Annotated in this window: 21 protein-coding genes; 16 read left to right on the forward strand and 5 right to left on the reverse strand. The window is 32.7% G+C overall.

Features of this window, described 5'->3' with window-relative positions; genetic code table 11:
• Nucleotides 1–24: 24 nt before the first annotated feature.
• The 11 genes from KHA98_RS10515 to KHA98_RS10565 all read left to right on the forward strand — a co-directional run bounded on the left by KHA98_RS10515 (nt 25) and on the right by KHA98_RS10565 (nt 8,258).
• Nucleotides 25–1,188, forward strand: a complete 1,164-nt coding sequence (locus KHA98_RS10515) for a glycosyltransferase family 2 protein (RefSeq protein ID WP_213257890.1) — start codon at nt 25–27, stop codon at nt 1,186–1,188.
• Nucleotides 1,189–1,271: 83 nt separating this feature from the next.
• Nucleotides 1,272–2,606: a dihydrolipoamide acetyltransferase family protein gene (locus tag KHA98_RS10520; protein WP_213257891.1), complete on the forward strand. Its 1,335-nt coding sequence runs from the start codon at nt 1,272–1,274 to the stop codon at nt 2,604–2,606.
• A gap of 204 nt (nt 2,607–2,810) precedes the next feature.
• The gene (locus KHA98_RS10525; RefSeq protein WP_213257892.1) at nt 2,811–3,581 is read left to right on the forward strand and encodes a 3'-5' exonuclease; all 771 of its coding nucleotides are present in this window, start codon (nt 2,811–2,813) and stop codon (nt 3,579–3,581) included.
• A 94-nt stretch (nt 3,582–3,675) separates the two neighbouring features.
• Complete coding sequence (locus KHA98_RS10530; protein ID WP_213257893.1) at nt 3,676–4,287, forward strand: fumarylacetoacetate hydrolase family protein; 612 nt, start codon at nt 3,676–3,678, stop codon at nt 4,285–4,287.
• The gene (locus KHA98_RS10535; RefSeq protein ID WP_057116875.1) at nt 4,287–4,631 is read left to right on the forward strand and encodes an Hpt domain-containing protein; all 345 of its coding nucleotides are present in this window, start codon (nt 4,287–4,289) and stop codon (nt 4,629–4,631) included. Before KHA98_RS10530 ends, KHA98_RS10535 begins: the two co-directional genes overlap by 1 nt.
• Before the next feature lie 218 nt (nt 4,632–4,849).
• Nucleotides 4,850–6,103, forward strand: coding sequence for a competence/damage-inducible protein A (locus tag KHA98_RS10540; protein WP_213257894.1), 1,254 nt, complete (start codon nt 4,850–4,852; stop codon nt 6,101–6,103).
• A 71-nt stretch (nt 6,104–6,174) separates the two neighbouring features.
• Nucleotides 6,175–6,411 (forward strand): 50S ribosomal protein L28, encoded by a 237-nt coding sequence (gene rpmB / locus KHA98_RS10545; protein WP_008468080.1) that lies wholly within the window; start codon nt 6,175–6,177, stop codon nt 6,409–6,411.
• A gap of 27 nt (nt 6,412–6,438) precedes the next feature.
• Nucleotides 6,439–6,621 (forward strand): 50S ribosomal protein L33, encoded by a 183-nt coding sequence (gene rpmG, locus KHA98_RS10550; protein WP_017495179.1) that lies wholly within the window; start codon nt 6,439–6,441, stop codon nt 6,619–6,621.
• Between the two features lie 74 nt (nt 6,622–6,695).
• On the forward strand, nt 6,696–6,848 hold the full coding sequence (locus tag KHA98_RS10555) for a DUF4295 domain-containing protein (RefSeq protein WP_008468081.1): 153 nt from the start codon (nt 6,696–6,698) through the stop codon (nt 6,846–6,848).
• 269 nt (nt 6,849–7,117) lie between these two features.
• On the forward strand, nt 7,118–8,071 hold the full coding sequence (gene ftsY, locus KHA98_RS10560) for a signal recognition particle-docking protein FtsY (protein ID WP_213257895.1): 954 nt from the start codon (nt 7,118–7,120) through the stop codon (nt 8,069–8,071).
• 7 nt (nt 8,072–8,078) lie between these two features.
• Nucleotides 8,079–8,258, forward strand: coding sequence for a hypothetical protein (locus KHA98_RS10565; RefSeq protein ID WP_213257896.1), 180 nt, complete (start codon nt 8,079–8,081; stop codon nt 8,256–8,258).
• 60 nt (nt 8,259–8,318) lie between these two features.
• On the opposite strand, the gene KHA98_RS23010 is transcribed toward KHA98_RS10565, so the two are convergent.
• The gene (locus tag KHA98_RS23010; RefSeq protein ID WP_262898990.1) at nt 8,319–8,441 is read right to left on the reverse strand and encodes a hypothetical protein; all 123 of its coding nucleotides are present in this window, start codon (nt 8,439–8,441) and stop codon (nt 8,319–8,321) included.
• 237 nt (nt 8,442–8,678) lie between these two features.
• Between KHA98_RS23010 and KHA98_RS10570 the strand changes: the two genes are divergently transcribed.
• Both KHA98_RS10570 and KHA98_RS10575 read left to right on the forward strand, forming a co-directional pair.
• Nucleotides 8,679–9,119 carry a hypothetical protein gene (locus KHA98_RS10570; RefSeq protein ID WP_213257897.1) on the forward strand — a complete coding sequence of 147 codons (441 nt, stop codon included), beginning with the start codon at nt 8,679–8,681 and terminating at the stop codon, nt 9,117–9,119.
• A complete protein-coding gene (locus KHA98_RS10575) occupies nt 9,100–9,396 on the forward strand; it encodes a DUF721 domain-containing protein (RefSeq protein ID WP_213257898.1) in 297 nt (98 codons plus the stop codon). Before KHA98_RS10570 ends, KHA98_RS10575 begins: the two co-directional genes overlap by 20 nt.
• A gap of 147 nt (nt 9,397–9,543) precedes the next feature.
• Here KHA98_RS10575 and KHA98_RS10580 read toward each other — a convergent pair whose 3' ends face one another.
• The 3 genes from KHA98_RS10580 to bshC form a co-directional block, all read right to left on the reverse strand.
• Nucleotides 9,544–9,963, reverse strand: coding sequence for a nucleoside-diphosphate kinase (locus tag KHA98_RS10580; protein WP_129052660.1), 420 nt, complete (start codon nt 9,961–9,963; stop codon nt 9,544–9,546).
• A 211-nt stretch (nt 9,964–10,174) separates the two neighbouring features.
• Nucleotides 10,175–11,446 carry an acyltransferase family protein gene (locus KHA98_RS10585; RefSeq protein WP_213257899.1) on the reverse strand — a complete coding sequence of 424 codons (1,272 nt, stop codon included), beginning with the start codon at nt 11,444–11,446 and terminating at the stop codon, nt 10,175–10,177.
• A gap of 146 nt (nt 11,447–11,592) precedes the next feature.
• Nucleotides 11,593–13,182 carry a bacillithiol biosynthesis cysteine-adding enzyme BshC gene (gene bshC, locus KHA98_RS10590; protein ID WP_213257900.1) on the reverse strand — a complete coding sequence of 530 codons (1,590 nt, stop codon included), beginning with the start codon at nt 13,180–13,182 and terminating at the stop codon, nt 11,593–11,595.
• Between the two features lie 271 nt (nt 13,183–13,453).
• Here bshC and KHA98_RS10595 point away from each other — a divergent pair, with 271 nt between their 5' ends.
• The 3 genes from KHA98_RS10595 (at nt 13,454) to KHA98_RS10605 (ending at nt 15,749) form a co-directional block, all read left to right on the forward strand.
• On the forward strand, nt 13,454–14,731 hold the full coding sequence (locus KHA98_RS10595) for an MFS transporter (RefSeq protein ID WP_213257901.1): 1,278 nt from the start codon (nt 13,454–13,456) through the stop codon (nt 14,729–14,731).
• A gap of 100 nt (nt 14,732–14,831) precedes the next feature.
• Complete coding sequence (locus KHA98_RS10600) at nt 14,832–15,086, forward strand: autorepressor SdpR family transcription factor (RefSeq protein ID WP_213257902.1); 255 nt, start codon at nt 14,832–14,834, stop codon at nt 15,084–15,086.
• Between the two features lie 3 nt (nt 15,087–15,089).
• Nucleotides 15,090–15,749: an SdpI family protein gene (locus tag KHA98_RS10605; RefSeq protein WP_213257903.1), complete on the forward strand. Its 660-nt coding sequence runs from the start codon at nt 15,090–15,092 to the stop codon at nt 15,747–15,749.
• 122 nt (nt 15,750–15,871) lie between these two features.
• Here the strand turns inward: KHA98_RS10605 and KHA98_RS10610 are convergent, their stop codons facing one another.
• Entirely contained in the window at nt 15,872–19,915 is a 4,044-nt protein-coding gene (locus tag KHA98_RS10610; protein ID WP_213257904.1) for a DUF7948 domain-containing protein, read from the reverse strand.
• Nucleotides 19,916–19,927 lie beyond the last annotated feature (12 nt).

Here is a 19,927-nt window from a genome sequence, read left to right on the forward strand (position 1 = left end):
AAAAATCATCAGCCCAAAATTTGCATGCAATTATCGGTAATAATTCTCAATTATAATGTAAGATACTTTCTGGAACAATGTGTTTTAAGTGTTCAGGAAGCAATTGCTGCGATTGATGCAGAAATTATTGTGATTGATAATAATTCATCAGATGATTCCTGTTTGATGATGAAAGAGAAGTTTCCTTCTGTGAAACTCATTCAAAACAAAGAGAATTTTGGATTTCCAAAAGGGAATAATATTGGAGTAACAGAAGCAAAAGGGAAATATATCTGTATTTTAAATCCTGATGCAGTTGTCGCCGAAGATACTTTCGTGAAAATTTTAGCTTTCGCAGAAGAAAAAAAAGATCTTGGAATTATTGGTTGCAAATTAATTGACGGTACTGGGAGTTTTCTTCCAGAAAGCAAACGTGGAATTCCAACTCCCTGGGTTGCTTTTACAAAGATTTTTGGGTTGTATAAAGTATTTCCAAAGTCGAAATTATTTAATCAATATTATGCGCAGCATTTAAACGAGAATCAAACAGGAAAAGCAGAGATTTTGGTAGGAGCTTTTATGTTTATGAAAAAGGATTTATATCTTGAGTTAAATGGTTTTGATGAAGATTGTTTTATGTATGCTGATGATATTGATTTATCGTATCGTGCGTTGCAATTAAAAAAAGATAATTATTACTTTCATGAAACGACAGTTCTACATTATAAAGGCGAAAGCACCATTAAAGATGAACTGTATATGAAACGCTTTCAGGATGCTATGAATTTTTTCTATCAAAAGCATTTTAGGAAATCATTGTTTTTTAGTTTTTTTATCCAAATTGGGAGCTTATTTTTTTCATTTATAAAAATGTTTCAGGGTAAAACGAAGCAAAAAATGCAACCGGAAAGTTATATTTTTTATTCGGAAAATAAGTTTTTGTCTGAAAAACTACCTGCAATTTTAAAAAATAAAGTAGCCTTTTTAGATTTCAAAAAAGAAAAAATGGTAAATTCGTGCCTGATTTTAAAGGGTAAAAAGACAGAGATTATTTTGGATAATCAGTATGTTTCATTCAAAAAATGTATCAAAATCATAGAAACTCTTAAAGATAAGAACATTACTTTTAAGATTTTCCCCAAAAATACCAATTATATAATTGGAAGTAATTCACGAAATGACAGGGGGCAAATTATAAAAATCAAGTAAAAATTATATTAAGTGTAATTTATATTTAAATTTTTCAGTAATTTCGCAATATGAAAATCAAAATCACCTTTTAGATTAACAATATGGCAAGATTTGAATTAAAGCTTCCTAAAATGGGAGAAAGTGTCGCTGAAGCAACTATTACAAACTGGTTGAAAGAGGTTGGAGACAAAATTGAAGCTGATGAAGCTGTGCTTGAAATTGCAACTGATAAAGTTGACAGCGAAGTGCCAAGTGAAGTGTCAGGAGTTTTGGTTGAACAATTATTTGGCAAAGATGATTTAGTTCAGGTAGGGCAGACTATTGCAATTATCGAGACAGAAGGCGATGCACCTCAGGCAAGTCCGGCGGCAGAGGTTGTGGTTCCGGTTGAAGCTGTAGAAATTGAAAAAACAATTGAAACAGTAAAAGATGTTGTAGCTGCGCCACAAGATTTCTCCGGATCTGAAAAATTCTTTTCTCCGCTAGTTAAAAATATTGCAAAAGAAGAAGGTGTTTCTGTTGCTGAACTTGAAAATATTCAGGGTTCAGGAAAAGACGGACGCGTAACAAAAGAAGATATTTTAAAATATATTGAAGATCGTAAATCTGGAATAGTACAAGCACCAAAAGTAGTTGAAGAAGCTCCAAAAGCTGTTGTACAACCACAGAAAGTTGCGGAACCAGTTGTTCAGAAAAGTCAGCAAGCAGTTCCTGTTTCAGTTAATGGAGGTGACGAAATTATAGAAATGGACAGAATGCGTAAACTGATTTCAGGATACATGGTAGCATCTGTTCAGACTTCAGCTCACGTTCAATCGTTTATTGAAGTTGATGTAACAAATATTGTAAAATGGAGAGATAAAGTTAAAACCGCTTTTGAGAAAAGAGAAGGTGAAAAACTGACATTTACTCCAATTATGATGGAAGCTGTAGCAAAAGCGTTGAAAGATTTCCCAGGAATGAATATTTCTGTTGATGGTGATTATATCATTAAAAAGAAAAATATTAATTTAGGAATGGCAGCGGCTTTACCAAACGGAAATTTAATTGTTCCTGTAATTAAAAATGCAGATCAGTTAAATCTTGTTGGAATGGCAAAAGCAGTTAACGATTTAGGAAATCGTGCAAAAGCAGGAAAATTAAAACCAGACGATACACAAGGCGGAACTTATACAGTTACAAATGTGGGAACTTTTGGTAGTGTTTTTGGAACGCCAATTATTAATCAGCCTCAAGTAGGAATTCTTGCACTTGGTGCAATTCGTAAAGTTCCGGCTGTTATTGAAACTCCTGAAGGAGATTTTATCGGAATTCGTCAAAAAATGTTCTTATCGCACTCTTACGACCACAGAGTTGTAGATGGTGCATTAGGAGGAAGTTTTGTAAAAAGAGTAGCAGAATACCTGGAAGCTTTTGATGTAGACAGAGATTTCTAGTTAAAACATAAATAAAGCAAAAACCCGAAAAACAATATCGTTTTTCGGGTTTTTTTATTTGTAAGAAAAGGTTAAGATGAATTTCTAATAGTCTTGTTTGAGCGTTAAAATCGAGAATTTAGCTAAATTTTGGTCAAAAAAAATACAAATAGGAGCGGGAAATTCGGCTTTAAAATTTACATTTGTAATCTTATAAAAATTAAAATGGAATTAAAACTAAACAAACCAATTTGCTTTTTTGATCTTGAAACTACCGGAATTGATATTGGTAAAGATCGAATTGTAGAAATTTCGATATTCAAAGTTTTTCCAAACGGAAATAAAGAAAGTAAAACCTGGTTGGTTAATCCAACAATTCCAATTCCTCCACAAACTACGGCTGTTCACGGAATCACTGATGAAAAAGTAGCTAATGAGCCAACCTTTACAGAACTTGCGCCACAGGTGTATAATATGATTAAGGATAGTGATTTGGGTGGTTTTAATTCAGATCGATTTGATATTCCGCTTTTGGCAGAAGAATTACTTCGTGCCGGAGTTGATTTTGACATGAAAAATAAAGTTTCTGTAGATGTTCAGACCATTTTTCACAAAATGGAAGAGCGTACTTTAAGTGCAGCTTTAAAGTTCTATTGCGGAAAAAGTCTTGAAAATGCGCATTCAGCAGAAGCAGATACAATGGCAACTTATGAGATTTTAAAAGCACAGCTGGATCGTTATCCTGAATTGGAAAATGATATGAAATCATTATCTGAATTCACAACCCGAAAAAAAATAGCTGATTTTGCAGGAATGATTGCATTTGACAAGGATAATGAAGAAATCTTTACTTTCGGAAAACACAAAGGAGCAAAGGTTGACAAGGTTCTGGAAACTGAACCTGGTTATTTCAGCTGGATTCAAAACGCTGATTTTCCATTATACACGAAAAAAGTCCTGACAGCAATTAAATTAAGAAAATTAAATACTAAGTAAGGTGTTGAGATACTAAGATTCTGAGATGTTAAGTTTTTCTGGCGTAATTTTCTTAGAATCTTAGTAGCTTAGAATCTTAGAACCTATATAAAAAATGAAAATTATTTGTGTCGGCAGGAATTATGCCAATCATATAGAGGAATTAAAAAACGAGCGTCCAACAGAACCTGTGGTTTTTATGAAGCCGGATTCAGCGGTTTTGTTAAAACAGCATCCGTTTGTAATTCCTGAGTTTTCTGTAGATGTTCATCACGAAATTGAAATAATCGTAAAGATTAATAAAGTCGGAAAATATATTGAGCCAAAATTTGCTCATAAATATTATGATGAAATAAGTGTGGGAATCGATTTTACTGCGCGGGATTTGCAAAGTAAATTAAAAGAAAAAGGTCTTCCTTGGGAAAAAGCCAAAGCATTTGACGGTTCGGCTGTGATTGGTGATTTTTTACCAAAAACAGATTTTGTTTCTGTAGAAAATCTTAATTTTGAATTAAAGAACAATTCAGAGACAGTTCAGAAAGGAAATTCAAGTATGATGCTTTGGAAAATCGATGAACTGATTTCTCATGTATCGCAATATTTTACATTAAAAATTGGCGATATTATTTTTACAGGAACACCGGAAGGAGTTGCGGCTGTAAAACCAAATGACATTTTAGAAGGCTTTTTAGAAGATAAAAAATTATTCAGAATACAAGTAAAATAATGGCTTTAAAGTACAACCTTTCGAAAGTATATGCACTTTCAGATAATGATCCTGAATTTGTAAACGAAATTTTAAATTTATTCGTTACTGAAGTTCCTGAAGATTTGAAACAAATCAAAGAAGGAATAAAGAAAAAGGATCATAAATATGCCTATTCGTATGCGCACAAAATAAAACCAACATTAGATTTAATGGGGTTGAATGTCGCTTTTGAAGAAATTCTTCAGGTTGAAGCATGGACAAAAGCAGAAGGCAAGAAAAAGGATATTATCGAAACTTTTAAAAGTATTAAGATACAGGTAAAAGAGGCGATAAAAGAAATCAAAAAAGATTTTGATTTGTAAAACCCAAAACTGTTTGAATTCTTGTTGTGTTATTACAAAGCAGGAATTCAATCCGTTTTTTTAATCAAAATAAATCTAATCTTCGTTCCGGAAGATTTAAAAACGAATTAGTTATTTACTGCAAAACTATTCAATTTCGGCATCTTGCTAAATCGGAAAAAACAAATAACACTTTCTAATAATGACTTACAATATTGTAAGTGAAAAAATACATTTGCATGAAAGCAACTATCATAACTATTGGCGATGAAATTTTAATAGGTCAAATTGTAGATACAAATTCTGGCTTTATCGCTAAATCATTAGATCGAATTGGAGTTGAGGTTGTAGAAATGATCTCGATAAGTGATGATAAAAAACACATTTTAGATACTTTTGCTCAATTACAAAATAAAGTTGATGTCGTAATTGTAACCGGAGGTTTAGGGCCAACAAAAGACGATGTAACCAAAAAAACGTTTTGCGAGTATTTTGATGATGAGTTAGTCGTTAATCCCGAAGTTTTGGCTCATGTTACGCAATTGATAGAGGGTTTTTATAAAAGACCCATTTCCCAATTAAATAAAGATCAGGCTTTGGTGCCTTCAACTTGTACAGTATTGCATAATCAGGTTGGTACTGCGCCTGGAATGTGGATGAAAAAAGAGAATACCGTATTTGTTTCGCTTCCGGGAGTTCCGTACGAAATGAAATATTTGGTAGAAGAAGAAATAATTCCAAAAATAGTTCGCGAGTATAAACGCCCCTATATTATTCATAAAACCATTCTTACCTATGGGCAGGGCGAGAGTTTAGTTGCAGAGCGTATAGAAGATTGGGAAAATAATTTGCCCGATTTTATTAAACTTGCTTATTTGCCAAATCCCGGACGTGTACGTTTGCGCTTAACCGCCCGCGGAACAAATAAAGAAGAGTTGGAAAAAGCAATTGAAGATAATGTTGCGTCTTTAGACGCTATAATTCATGATATAATAGTTGGTTACGACGAAAATGAAACGATCGAAACAGTAATTGGAAAATTGCTCACAAAGCAAAATAAAACGATTTCGACAGCCGAAAGTTGTACCGGAGGAAAAATTGCGTCACTGATATCGTCCGTACAAGGTTCTTCAAAGTATTTTAATGGTAGTATTGTTTCTTATGCGACCGAAGCTAAAGTCAATGTTTTGGGAGTTTCGCAGGATTTAATAGATCAGTATACAGTTGTAAGTGCGCAAGTTGCATCGGCTATGGCGCTAAGTGTTAAAAAACTGCTTAAAACTGACTATGCAATTGCGACGACTGGTAACGCAGGTCCTTCAAAAGGTGATTCAGATGCTGAAATTGGAACAGTTTTTATTGCTTTGGCTACTCCGGATGATATAATTGTTGAAGAATTTAACTTTGGCCAACCACGTGAAAAAGTGATAGATAGAGCAACTATTAAGAGTTTAGAAATATTACAGAAAGAAATTTTAAAAATTGTGCGATAATTTTTTGCTACAATGGTTTATTTTTCTTTTCTTTGCACCCTGATTTTGAATAACGATAAAAGATAAGTATAATGTCAAGAGTTTGTGACCTTACAGGTAAAAGAGCGATGGTAGGAAATAACGTTTCTCACGCTATGAACAAAACTAAGAGAAAGTTTTCTGTAAACTTAGTTAAAAAGCGTTTTTATCTTCCAGAAGAAGATAGATGGATTACTCTTAGAGTAGCAGCATCTACGATAAAAACAATTAATAAAAATGGAATCACTGCTGTTTTGAAAAAAGCACAGTCAGAAGGATTTATCAAATAATCTTTTCCTAAATAAATATATAGCAAGATGGCAAAGAAAGGTAATAGAATCCAAGTAATTTTAGAATGTACTGAGCACAAGACTTCTGGTGTAGCAGGAACTTCTAGATATATTACAACAAAGAACAAAAAAAATACTCCGGATAGATTAGAGATTAAAAAATTTAATCCAATCTTGAAACGTGTAACTGTTCATAAAGAAATTAAGTAATAATTAGAGATTTTTGTAAATCTCAAATGGTTTGGCCATTCGAGTTTTATAAAAAGTTCAATAACATTTGAATCATGGCAAAGAAAACCGTAGCATCGTTACAAACATCTTCTAAGAGATTATCAAAAGCCATCAAAATGGTGAAATCTCCTAAAACTGGTGCATATACATTCGTAGAATCTATTATGGCTCCTGAAGAAGTTGATGAATTCTTGAAAAAGAAATAATTACAATTACATTATATAGAAAAGCTACTTTCATTCGGAAGTAGCTTTTTTATTACCTATATTTGTCTAAAATTTTAAAGAAGCATCACAATTCGCTTTTTTTAAATATGGATTCCCGCTTTTCGCTGCAATCTTTTATTTTGAAAACCAAAATAAAAGGATTTTCGCTGCAATCGGGGCTAGATTTAAAGCAGTTGGCCTTTTTTAAAGATTTGGATTTCTGACAATCTGAAGTTAGAAGTCTGATAATCAAATAATACATAAAAAAAATGAGTTTTTTTAAAAAATTATTCTCTACTGATAAAAAAGAGACTTTAGACAAAGGTCTTGAAAAATCAAAAACTACTTTTTTCTCAAAGTTAAGCAAAGCCGTTGCCGGAAAATCTAAAGTCGATGATGATGTTTTAGATAATCTGGAAGAAATTCTTGTAGCTTCAGATGTTGGAGTAAATACAACATTAAAAGTAATTTCAAGAATAGAAAAGCGAGTTGCCGAAGATAAATATTTAGGAACTGAAGAATTGAACTTAATTCTTCGCGAAGAAATTGGAGCTTTATTGTCTGAAACAAATACAGGTGAAGCTACTGAATTTGAGATTCCGAAAGATAAAAAGCCTTACGTTTTAATGGTTGTTGGAGTAAACGGAGTTGGAAAAACAACAACAATTGGTAAATTGGCTTATCAATTTAAAAAAGCGGGTCACAATGTTGTTCTTGGAGCTGCAGATACTTTTCGCGCGGCAGCAATTGACCAATTACAAGTTTGGGCTGACAGAGTAGGTGTGCCGATTGTGAGACAAAATATGGGAAGTGATCCTGCTTCTGTAGCTTTTGATACTTTGCAATCTGCAGTTGCTCAAAATGCCGATGTTGTTATTATTGATACAGCAGGGCGTTTACATAATAAAATCAATTTAATGAACGAACTTACAAAAGTAAAACGTGTAATGCAGAAGGTTGTTGCCGATGCTCCTCACGATGTACTTTTGGTTTTGGATGGTTCAACTGGTCAGAATGCTTTTGAGCAGGCTAAACAATTTACTGCAGCAACAGAAGTAACTTCGCTTGCTGTAACTAAACTGGACGGAACTGCTAAAGGCGGAGTTGTTATTGGTATTTCGGATCAATTTCAAATTCCGGTAAAATATATTGGAGTTGGTGAAGGAATTGAAGATTTGCAAGTCTTCAATAAATATGAATTCGTTGATAGTTTTTTTAAATAATTTTATAATGAGTTTGTCTTCTTTAAAAAATATTTCTCCATTAGCATTCTATTTTGCAAGTGTGGTTTGTTTTGTTTTAGCCAATGTTTTACGAGATAATAGTCTTTCTTTTTACTATGTTTTATTAGTTCTTGGAATTGGTTTCTTTTTTGCAGGAATACTTAAAAGAATGAAAACGAAACGATAGTTGATCTGAATAAATATAAAAAAAATTATAAAGCTTTTAAATGAAATGATTTAAACCATTTTATTTAAAAGCTTTTCTTTTATTGGTATAAAGCATTTGTTTTCTTTGGTAAAAAGAAACATCAAAATCAGATAAGATAAGTTTGGTAGTATCACTGGTATTTTCTATTCTGGTTACAATCATTTTCTTGCTTTTCTAATACAATTTGTAGTTTTTTATTTCTTTTGAAATTTATAAGTTTAACTTTGTAGTTCGCTAAAATTTCTGTTGAAACCGGGAGCCCTAGCCCTGATGGGAGCGGCATCCTTTTATGGTCTCGTTTCTTTAACGAGATCATAAAAGATACAGCGGACAGCAGGAATAGCTTCTTATTATTCAACTTTATTTAGAGAGAAGTTAATAGACTTTAATACATATATTATGAAGAACACTTTTATGATTTTGGTTTTATCACTTTTGTTTGTGGGTTGCAAACAAGAAATAAAGCCCGCAGATATTGCAAAACTAAATGGTTATTGGGAGATTGAAAAAGTTGTTTTTGATAAAGGGGAAGATAAGGCGTATGGAATGAATGAGAACTTTGATTTTTTTGAAATGAAAGGGACTAAAGGAACCAGAACAAAAGTAATGGCACAACTTGATGGTACTTTTTTGACAACAAATACTTTTGAGAATGTTTCGGTTCGATTTGCCGGAGAAAAGGCTTTTCTGGATTATAAAACGGATTATGCAAAGTGGAGTGAAGAGTTGATTTCGATTTCGGATAAAGAATTTGTGGTAAAAAATGACCAGAATAAAGAGTATCATTATAAAAAAACAGGACCAGTTAATATTTTAAACGATGGCAAAGAGACTAAATAACCAAAGTACAATTGGCGCTGTTTTGCAGCAGATTATTCAGGTAAATAAACTGCAACCCGGAATGGATCAGATTGATGTAAAAGAAGCGTGGAGACAATTGATGGGGAACGGTGTGAATACTTATACCAAAAATGTAGTTTTGAAAGGAAGTACGCTTTATGTAGAACTCGGATCTTCGGTTCTTAGAGAAGAATTAACTCATGGTAAATCTAAAATTGTTAAAATGATTAATGAGGAACTAGGTCGTGAAGTGGTTACAGATGTGGTTTTACGATAGACTTTTAGACTGACTTAGATTTTTAGATTGCTGGATATTCATAAAAAACAAAACCCGCTTCATAATGTGAAGCGGGTTTTATTATTATGTAATTCTAAGAAATCCAAGTTAGTCTAAAAAGTCTAACAATCTAAAGAAAGTCTTAAATTAGAATTGCTCTCTTCCAGCAAAGTGGAATGCACCTTCGATTGCAGCGTTTTCGTCGCTGTCAGATCCGTGAACTGCATTTTCTCCAATAGAAGTTGCGTATGCTTTACGAATAGTTCCTTCAGCAGCTTCAGCTGGGTTTGTAGCTCCAATTAAAGTTCTGAAATCTTCTACTGCGTTGTCTTTTTCTAAAATTGCAGCAACAATTGGTCCGCGAGACATAAATTCAACTAATTCTCCGTAGAAAGGTCTTTCAGCGTGTACTGCATAAAATGCCTGAGCATCTGCTACAGTTAATTGAGTTAATTTTAATGAAACGATTTTGAAACCTCCATTAGTAATCATTGCTAGGATATTCCCGATGTGTCCGTTTGCAACTGCATCCGGTTTAATCATTGTAAAAGTTCTATTTGTTGCCATTTTATTGCTTATTTTTAATTTTGTGCAAAAGTATACTTTTTTTATGAATTGATTTTAATAAATTCATAATTAAAACACAATGGAATAATGTTTTTGATTAAATTTTGTCATTATACCGTATTAGTAATAAAAGAGAGGTTATTAAAGTGAAAATGATAATGACAAAAAAAAGACGCACAGTTGTGCGTCTCTCCATATATAATGAAACCAATTAAACTTTAAATATTAATTTATTTCTATAGAATATCCATAAAATAAATGTCCAGATCCCCACATAAACTAAAGCGCCAGCAAGTGAGGCTGTCATTGGATTGGTAAAAAATGGCGCAATCCAAAAACGATATAAGTAATCTAAAAGATTGGTTTGTTCTTCCGGATTTTGTGGATTCTGAAATTGTATCATTACCAAGGCCTGCGGAATGATTTGTGAACTAAAGAAAACAATCATTGGGTTGACTCCCCAGATTAAAAATGGTTTGAAGCCTTTTTTGTAATCTGCAATGTCGATTACGAAATATAATATCGTTAAAAATACTGTTGCTAATCCTGTCGTATACAATACATAACTACTTGTCCATAGTGATTTGTTTATTGGGAAAACGATATCCCACATTAAGCCAAAAAAGATTAGTAGAGTTCCTGCGATACCCATTTTTTGTGCTTTTTGAATTTTTGTTGTATTAAGTTGTAGTAATTGTCCAATTAAAAGACCAATAATACCATTTATTATTGATGGAATTGTACTTAAAATTCCTTCCGGGTCCCATGTTAGAGTTTCGCGGTACATATGACCTTTAAGTAAAATGCTGTCAACCCAGGAAGCTAAATTGGTTCCTTTGTCCAGATTCGCCTCTCCAAATCCCGGAACAGGAATTAAAGTCATGATCGCCCAATATCCTAATAATAAAAAGATTCCGGTAAGAATTTGTGTTCTTTGGCTGGTCTTTAAATAAAGTAGGGAAACAACAAAATAAACAACTGCGATTCGTTGTAAAACGCCTGGTAATCGTACATCATGATAAGCTTCGATGCCACTATAAGCTAAAATGAGATAGACAAGTAAAATAGAAAAAGCCAGAATGTTTTTGATTTTTGAACTGAAACTTCCCATTAATGCGTAGCCAACCATTATTGTAATGGCTAAACGACCAATTAAAAGTGGAATACCTTCAAGTCCAAATAACTGAATTTTTCCGAAAAAGTTGAAGAAAATCCCCAAACAAAGCATTCGTAAGGAACGTACCAGAATTTTGTTAAAAGTAGTGCCATCATAAAATTTATCCGGCATTGCGAGTGGAACTGCAACACCCATAATAAATATGAAAAATGGAAAAACTAAATCGGTTGGCGTACAGCCATGCCATTCGGAATGCAGTAAAGGTGCGTAAACATGTCCCCAGTCTCCCGGATTGTTTACAATAGTCATTAATAAAATTGTTAGTCCACGAAAGACATCTAGCGAAATTAAGCGTTCTTTTACCATTGATTTTGGGTAAATTGGTTAGTTAATAATATAAAAATCGCTATTTGGTTTAATCTGTAAAAATCGAGAGAAGAAGGTGGTTATTTGTTTCTCAGAATTATTACGTTTTTTTTACCACCTATTTGGTGGCTGATTTTTTATTTTTTTTAAATGGTTATAATGTTAAAATTCATTTCTAAAGGTTTTAGCTTTTGTAATAAAAGCGGAACCAGTTGATCGCCTTTCTCTAGATAAAACTCAGAAAAATTGCTTTGACGCTCTTGTAAGCTATTGTTCGGAAACAATTCACATTGTAAATCTGTTACACGTTGTAACAGATCACTTAGTTTTCTTTTTTGAGCTTTTAGTAATCGCTTTTCAAGATTTTCTAAACCCTTTTTCTGTTTTATTTCCTGCGCTTTTACAGCTCCCGAAAATGATTTATCGGTTTGATTCGCCAGTTCGTAAAGATATTCAAATTGTTTTTCCAATATCTCTTTTTGCGGTGTTAAATCAATAGGGAAAGGGGATAATTTATGTGTAATAGCATTCACTAAATTGGCGGGTTTAGTAAATAAATCCTGCCAGCTTAATCCTAATTTATCTGCTTTTTGAGCTTGTTTTTCTGTGCTTAACAAAACAGAATTACGAACTAAAAGTATAGGGAAAGTAATGTTTACGGCATCAAAGAAGGATTTCAATTCCAGCCAATATGCAATTTCTCCGCCTCCGCCAATATAACATAAATTGGGAAGTATAATTTCCTGATATAAAGGACGCATAATTACATTTGGACTAAATTTCTCCGGATTATTATTCAGTAGTTTTAAAATTTCTTCTTTAGAAAATGAAATCTTAGTATTGTTAACGATGTATTTATCATTCTCAAAAATGATTCTTTCCCGAAGATTATCTTCAATATAAAATAAATTAATCTCACGAGGATTTACCTGAATGGTATAATCTTTTAGCTCTTCAATTGTTTTTTGGACTGCTTTATAAGAAGTCTGATTCTCTAATTCTTCTTTTATATAAGGGATAAAAGCACGTTTTAAATAAGCATCATCAGCATCTAAAATAACCAGACCGTAAGCAGAAAATAAGCTATTGGCTAAATAACGTGTTGCATCAGCCAGATTATCATGTTTTAGATAAGCATCTTCAAAAAGATTTTTTAAAGTATTTGCATTTGTGCTTGAACCTAATTCAGCAGCATAAATTTCAAAAAATTCGGTCAAACCTTCAGTGGAAAGCCTTCCAACAGGACCTGTACTTTCTTTGTTCCATCTAAACTTTTTCCCTTTAAAATTAAAATAATTAATTTCTTCAAAGTCATGATCTTCTGTTGCCATCCAGTAAATCGGAACAAAATTATAGGTTGGATATTTCGATTTTAATTCTTTGGTTAAATTAATGGTCGAAATAATTTTATATAAGAAATAAAGGGGACCGCTAAATAAATTTAACTGATGTCCGGTTGTAATTGTAAATGTATTTTCTAAAGCTAAAAGTTCAATATTTTGTTTCGTTAAATCTGAAATTTCGATATTTTGATATTGCTTTTTTAAAGTCTGAACCAAAGGAATCCTGTTGTTGGCATCAAAATTCAATTCCTTTTCGGTGATTTGCTTTTCAAAATTTTCCAGGGTAGGAAAATGATTGTATAAAGATTGTAAGCTGTTTTTTTGATCTAAATAATCTTGTATCAAGGTCGAGAAATATCCTGAAGTTTGATAGCTGATACAGTCGGTAGGCATAATTTTAGATTTATTTTTGATAGCTGTAAATTTAATGAAAATATGCAGTTAAAAATGCTTTTAACGATTGCTTATGATTTGATTTTTGTTTTTTCTTTTAAAGGTCATAAAATGAGGTTTTTATTTTAGGCTCTGAAATAAATGTATTTGATGTAAAATGCATATAATTTGTTAAAAAGAACAAGTGTTTTAAAACTATTGGTTTTGAATGTGAATTATTAATAACGAAATTCTATTTTTGTAATCGAAAAAGAAGTTATATCAGTTTTACATGAAAAATGACCCAAATAAAAAGAACTCCTTAAAACATGTTCTTTTTGGAAGCTTAATAGGCACCACAATCGAATTTTTTGATTTTTATATTTATGCCAATGCAGCAGTATTGGTTTTTCCTCAATTATTTTTTCCAAGTGCAGATTCGACAATGGCAACGCTGGAATCGTTAGCTACCTTTTCAATTGCTTTTTTATCACGTCCGTTAGGTTCTGCTTTTTTTGGCCATTATGGAGATAAAATTGGACGAAAATTTACTTTGGTTGCAGCATTGTTAACCATGGGGATTTCTACAGTTGCAATTGGTTTTTTGCCAAGTTATGCCAGTATTGGTGTTGCGGCTCCATTATTGTTGATGTTATGTCGATTTGGACAAGGTGTTGGTTTAGGAGGCGAGTGGGGAGGTGCTGTTTTACTGGCTATTGAAAATGCGCCGCCAAATAAACGGGCCTGGTACGGAATGTTTCCGCAACTAGGAGCCCCAATTGGATTGTTGCTTTCCGGTGGTACTTTTTTATTCTTAACCGATTCGATGGGTAATGAAGATTTTATGAATTATGGCTGGAGAATTCCATTTATTGCGAGTTCACTTTTGGTTGTAGTTGGTTTTTATATCCGTACAAAAATTACAGAAACACCTTCGTTTGAAAATTCAAAAAAAGAACAGGAAGAAGTAAAAGTACCGTTTTTGGAATTGGTTAAATCCTATAAAAATCAATTGATTTTTGGAACATTTGCTGCAATAACAACTTTTTTGGTTTTTTATTTAATGACTGTTTTTACATTAAGCTGGGCAACTTCAGATTTAGGAATCGTTAAAAGAGACGGACTATTAATACAACTCTTCTCTGTACTGTTTTTTGCAATTTTTATTCCGGTTTCTGCTGTAGTGGCTGATAAAATTGGACGTCGTAAAATGCTTATTTTGGCCACAGCAGCAATCGCTATTTTTGGTTTTTTCTTTTCGTACTTTTTAAAGACCGGAAATATATCTTTAGTTACGACTTTCGCCTGTATTGGTATGGCTTTAATGGGATTTACTTATGGGCCTTTAGGAACATTTTTATCAGAGTTATTTCCAACCAATGTTCGATATTCCGGTGCTTCATTGACTTTTAATTTAGCAGGAATTCTTGGAGCTGCTTTTGCGCCAATGATTGCAATTTGGCTGGCAAAGACTTATGATGTAAGCTATGTGGGCTTCTATTTGACATCAGCAGCACTTATTTCATTAATTTCATTTTTTGTCATAAGTAAAGAAGAACATAAATTTTGATTCATTTTTTAGATCGAATATAAAGCAGCAACATAAAAAATTGCTGCTTTTTTTGTCAGTTAAAAAAGTATTTAGATATTTGTCTAAATATATAAATGTAATGAACGATATTTTTAAAGCATTAAATGACGCGACCAGAAGAGAAATTCTGGAACTCTTAAAACAGAAAGATTTATCTGCCGGAGAAATTGCCGATGCTTTTAATATTTCCAAACCAAGTATTTCACATCATTTAGATATTTTGAAACGTGCAGACTTAATTACGTCTGAAAAAAAAGGGCAATTCATCATTTACGCCATCAATACCACCATAATGGAAGATGTTTTGCAATGGATATTAACTTTTAAAAAATAAAAAATGAATCTAGAATTTAAAAAAGAGCTCCCTTTAATTGGAATTGTTTTGATTCCCTTTATTTATTTAGCAACAGTTTGGAACAGTCTTCCTGAAAGAGTTCCTATACATTGGAATTCAAGTGGAGAAATAGATGGATGGGGAAATAAACTTACCTTGATTGCTATGCTTTTTATCCTTCCTGTTTTAACTTATGTAATTATGTCTAGGATTACGAAAATTGATCCCAAGAAGAGAATGTCTTTGATGGGAGGAAAATTGTATCAGCTTAAATTTGTCTTGGTTCTTTTTATGTCAATTTTGGCTTTATTTATTATATACAGTACTAAAAGTCAATCTATTTCCAGCCCAAGTTTTATATTCGCACTTTGCGGCGCTTTGTTTATGATTTTGGGGAATTATTTTAAAGTAATACAGCCCAATTATTTTATAGGAATTAAAACTCCGTGGACATTAGAGCATCAGGAAGTATGGAAAACAACGCATCTATTTGCAGGTAAAATTTGGTTTATAGGAGGCTTAATCGTCATTTTAGGAAGCTTAGTTTTCGAAAGTGCTATTTTCTCTAAAGTATTTCTGATAATTGTTTTTAGTATAACACTTGCACCCATTGCTTATTCTTATTTAAAATTCAAAAGTCTCAAAAAGAAAGGAAGTTTATAAATCAATTAATTATTGACGATGGTAAAAGTTATAGTTGTTCTGGTGACATTAGTTATACGTTATTTTATAAAGTTGTAAAAACAAAAAGGTTCGCATTAGCGAACCTTTTTGTTTTGAGTTAATTATCGTTTCAAAGAAAAATGCCCTCTGTATTCTTTTCCATTTAATCGGGTCACAACAAACCAGTAATCAGATGGAGGTTGTTCTTCACCAAGATAATTTCCATCCCAAGAAGTGTTTTTGCCTAATTCTTTGATAAGTTTTCCATATCGGTCATAGATTCTAATTCCTGTATTGGGAGCTAAATAAGCAAAATCTATTGTCCAGTAATCATTGAAAGAATCATTGTTTGGAGTGAAGAATTTCGGATACGGAAGTTCTTCAACAAAATTGATACAGTCTCCTGTTGTAGCTTCCAGGATATTTATTGTTACCGGTATTCTGTCACTTTCGCAATTGTTAATGGTTTGCGAAGTATAATAAGTGATGCCGTTTTCAAGCAAAGTTGATTCAGCTAAAGTAATTGACGAAGAACTGCTTTCGTACCATTTTGTATTTTGTCCGTTGATTTTGATATCGCTAATTTTTGCATTTTTCTGAATACAGAATTGTTGAGGAGAATCAGCAATTGGATTTTGAGTGTCTTGTACTTTTACGGTGATGGCAAATCTCTCACTTTCACAATTATTAAGAGTTTGTGTGACATAATAAATACGGCTTTGTAATAAAGTTGTTTCTACAAGAATGTCACCGCTAGATGCGGCGTCATACCATTTAAGATTTGTTCCGTTTATATTAAGGTCTTCGATGGTTGCAATTTGATCAATACAAAATTCCTGATTGTTTTTTCCTGTTGGTAATTCGGTATTGTAAACCCGAACTAAAACTGGTGTTCTGTCGCCTTCGCAACCAATAGTTTGTGATGCATAATAGGTTCTGTTATCTTCTAATAAGGTGGTATTTGGTAAGGTTGATGCAGAAAAAGCTGTATCGTACCATTTTATGTTTTGTCCAAGCATTATTATGTCACTCAATTTTGTATTTTCTTTTTTACAGAATTTTGTATTGCCATTTAAGACTGGTGCAGATGGCATGTTTACGATTGAGACTGTAATTCCTAATCTTGGACCTTCGCAAGTATTTATAGTCTGCGAAGCATAATATGTTTTTCCGTCAACGAGATTTGTCGCTTCAGTAAGTAAATTGCCATTTGTAAGTGCATTATACCATTTTATTGATGCTCCGGTAATTTCAAGGTTTTCAAGTGTTGGATTGTTTCCACTACAAATTTGCTGGTTTGTATTTCCTGTTGGAGCCGGAGTGTTTTGAATGTCAATGCTTACAGAAGTTCTTTCGCTCTCACAACCATTTACAGTTTGCGATGCATAATAAGTTTTACCATTTTGAAGTAAAGTAGTATTTGGTAAAAGTGATCCTGCAGTTAATGCATCATACCATTTAATGTTTTGCCCTGTTATCGAAATATTGTTCAGCGTTGCATTTTGCTGAATACAGAATGATTGAGGGGAATTTGTAGTTGGCAAAGGTTGACTTATAATTGTAACCGTTTGATTTTGATGTGAAATATTTCCGTTTCCATCATCATAATTCCAAACGATGATATAGGTTCCCGGCAATGAGTATGACAATGGATTTGTTGTAGTGCCTATAATTGCACCTGCGCAAACATCTGTAGAAGTTGGAACGATATTTACAATTGTATTGCAATCACCAGTTATGGTTGGTAGAGTTGCTAGATCTGGAACAGGAGCTTCTATGTCGCCAATAACAACATTAATTTTTTTAGTATCATCACAACCTTGTGTTCCAGTAATTGTACAGCGATATTCTCCACTATTAATCGCCGTAGCATTTGATATAGTTGGATTTTGGTCAGTTGATGTAAATCCGTTTGGGCCTGTCCAGGAATAATTTGTTCCTCCAGATGCTTTTAGTTCTAGTGCTTTGCCAATGCAGACTGGGGAGTTGCTGGTGGCCATTGGATTTGAAAGACAATCTTGGAATTTTATTAAAAAAGCATCAGCAGTATTAGGGGTATAACTATTAATTCTAGGGTAAAGATTCGGTTGATATGTATCTGGAGTTGCTATATTGGTTGAACTGTTTGTTGCGCCTGCAAGATAAATATTTGACTTGTTGTCTACATATGTGGTCAGAGCATTATCTGCCATTTCCCCGCCAAAGTATGTTGCCCATTCTCTTTGCCCATCGGTATTAAATTTTACGAGATAAGATTCTGTTCCCGTATTTTTATTTTCCTGATATGCGTTTGGTGTTACAGAAAATCCACCTTCATCTCTGCCAGTAAAATATAGAGAACCATTTTTAGTAACAGATCCACCTAATGTTTCTGGGAAAAAGTATGATCCCCAAATTTTGTAACCGTCAGGATTAAATTTATAGATGCAACCACTTTTCGATAGCGCATTTTGGATAAAATTTTCTTGAAAAACACCTGAATTACTAATGTTTAATAGACTATTTGTCTCTCCGAAACTATAAATATTGTCATTAGAGTCTAAACCTATATTAGCAAAATAATCATCACCTTCTCCTCCAAAATATGTTCCCCATACTCTATTTCCATTGGGTGTGAATTTTGCTAAGAAGCCATCTAATTTGTGGTTTGTTTCCTGATAAGAATTTACGCTCGATATATTGTTGTTACTTCTTGAAGATCCAAGAACAATAATATTTCCGTCTGAATCAAATTCGGCATCAAGAATGCCATCTATATCGCTTCCTCCGTAATATGTAGCCCACTGTCTGATTCCACTCGTGTTAAATTTAGCAATAAACCCATCTGGGGTATCATTGATTAAATTTCCGGCATTAATTTGGTGAGAATTAGGCGTAGAAATATTCTCCTTACTACTAGTTTCACCGAAAATATAAAAGTTTTCATTGGAATCAATTAATATACTATTTATGGATTCATTTATTAAGCCACCATAATAGGTTCCCCATTCTCTTATACCATTAGAATCGAATTTTGCAATAAATCCATCAAAATACCGACTTTTAACAGGTTGATGACTTAATGGAGTAGAAATATTGGTAGGACTCAAACTTTTACCGACAATAAAAATATTATCCAGATCTGTTACTTTAATTTTAAAAATTTGATCCATGTAACTCCCACCATAATATGTTCCCCATACTCTTGTTCCATCAGGATTAAATTTGGCAAAAAAGGCATCGAAATCAGCTCTCACAGTTAATGATGTTTGAAAAGCTCCATTTGAAGCAATATTATTTTTGCTATAAGTTACTCCAGCCATGTAGACAAAATCATCTTTTGTAAAAATTGAGTTGCCATAATCAAACTCTGCACCACCGTAATAAGTCCCCCATAATCTAATTGGTACTGGGTCAATAATAACAGTTTTTCCCCTTATAGAATTTGATGTATTAAAACCGTAAACGTTTTTTTTAATTTTATTATATGTAACAGCTATCTCCTTTTTGTTTCCCTTTTCTTCGATCCAACTCGTAGGAAGCGTTTCTTCCATTTTTCCAAAGCGAACATTCATCTGGATTTTATTATCGATTAAATTCGTCTCGGCTCCATTAAATTTTAATTGAATGTCGGAGATTTTTCCTTTTGGATGAATCACAAAATTATATTCAACAACTTTTTTTAGATCCTGGGGTATTGTAAAAACAACATCGATATTTGGATATATATTTTTGTAAGTAATCTGTTTATATTGATGTACGCCAATAATTCCTTCAGGTTTATTGGGTACATTATAATAATTGTCGAAATCTTTTGATTCCTGATCTGTTATAAATTCAACTTTTGAATTTGAGTTTACAAAATCAATATCAACTCTATGAAACAGATATTCTAAATCATATTCTGTGTTATCCTTCTCTGGAATTCTGTCCGGAAGCGTTTTTGATGTATGAGAGTGTGGATTTGGAGTTTTCTTTACTTCATAAATATCATAAGAAAAACCGTTTGTCTTTAATTGAACATTTAATCCATTTGAATTTAATAGATATTTTACGTCATTATTTGTCTTTCCCTTTTGATCCCTAATCTGACCTTTATTTTCTTTAAAACCAATAGCCTGATTCTTGTTTTGAGAAAATAACTGGACGGTAATTATTAAAAATATAAAAAGTAATTTTTGGTTCATCAGGATAATTTG

It is taken from the genome of Flavobacterium branchiicola, assembly GCF_018383905.1.
Classification (GTDB): Bacteria; Bacteroidota; Bacteroidia; order Flavobacteriales; family Flavobacteriaceae; genus Flavobacterium; species Flavobacterium branchiicola.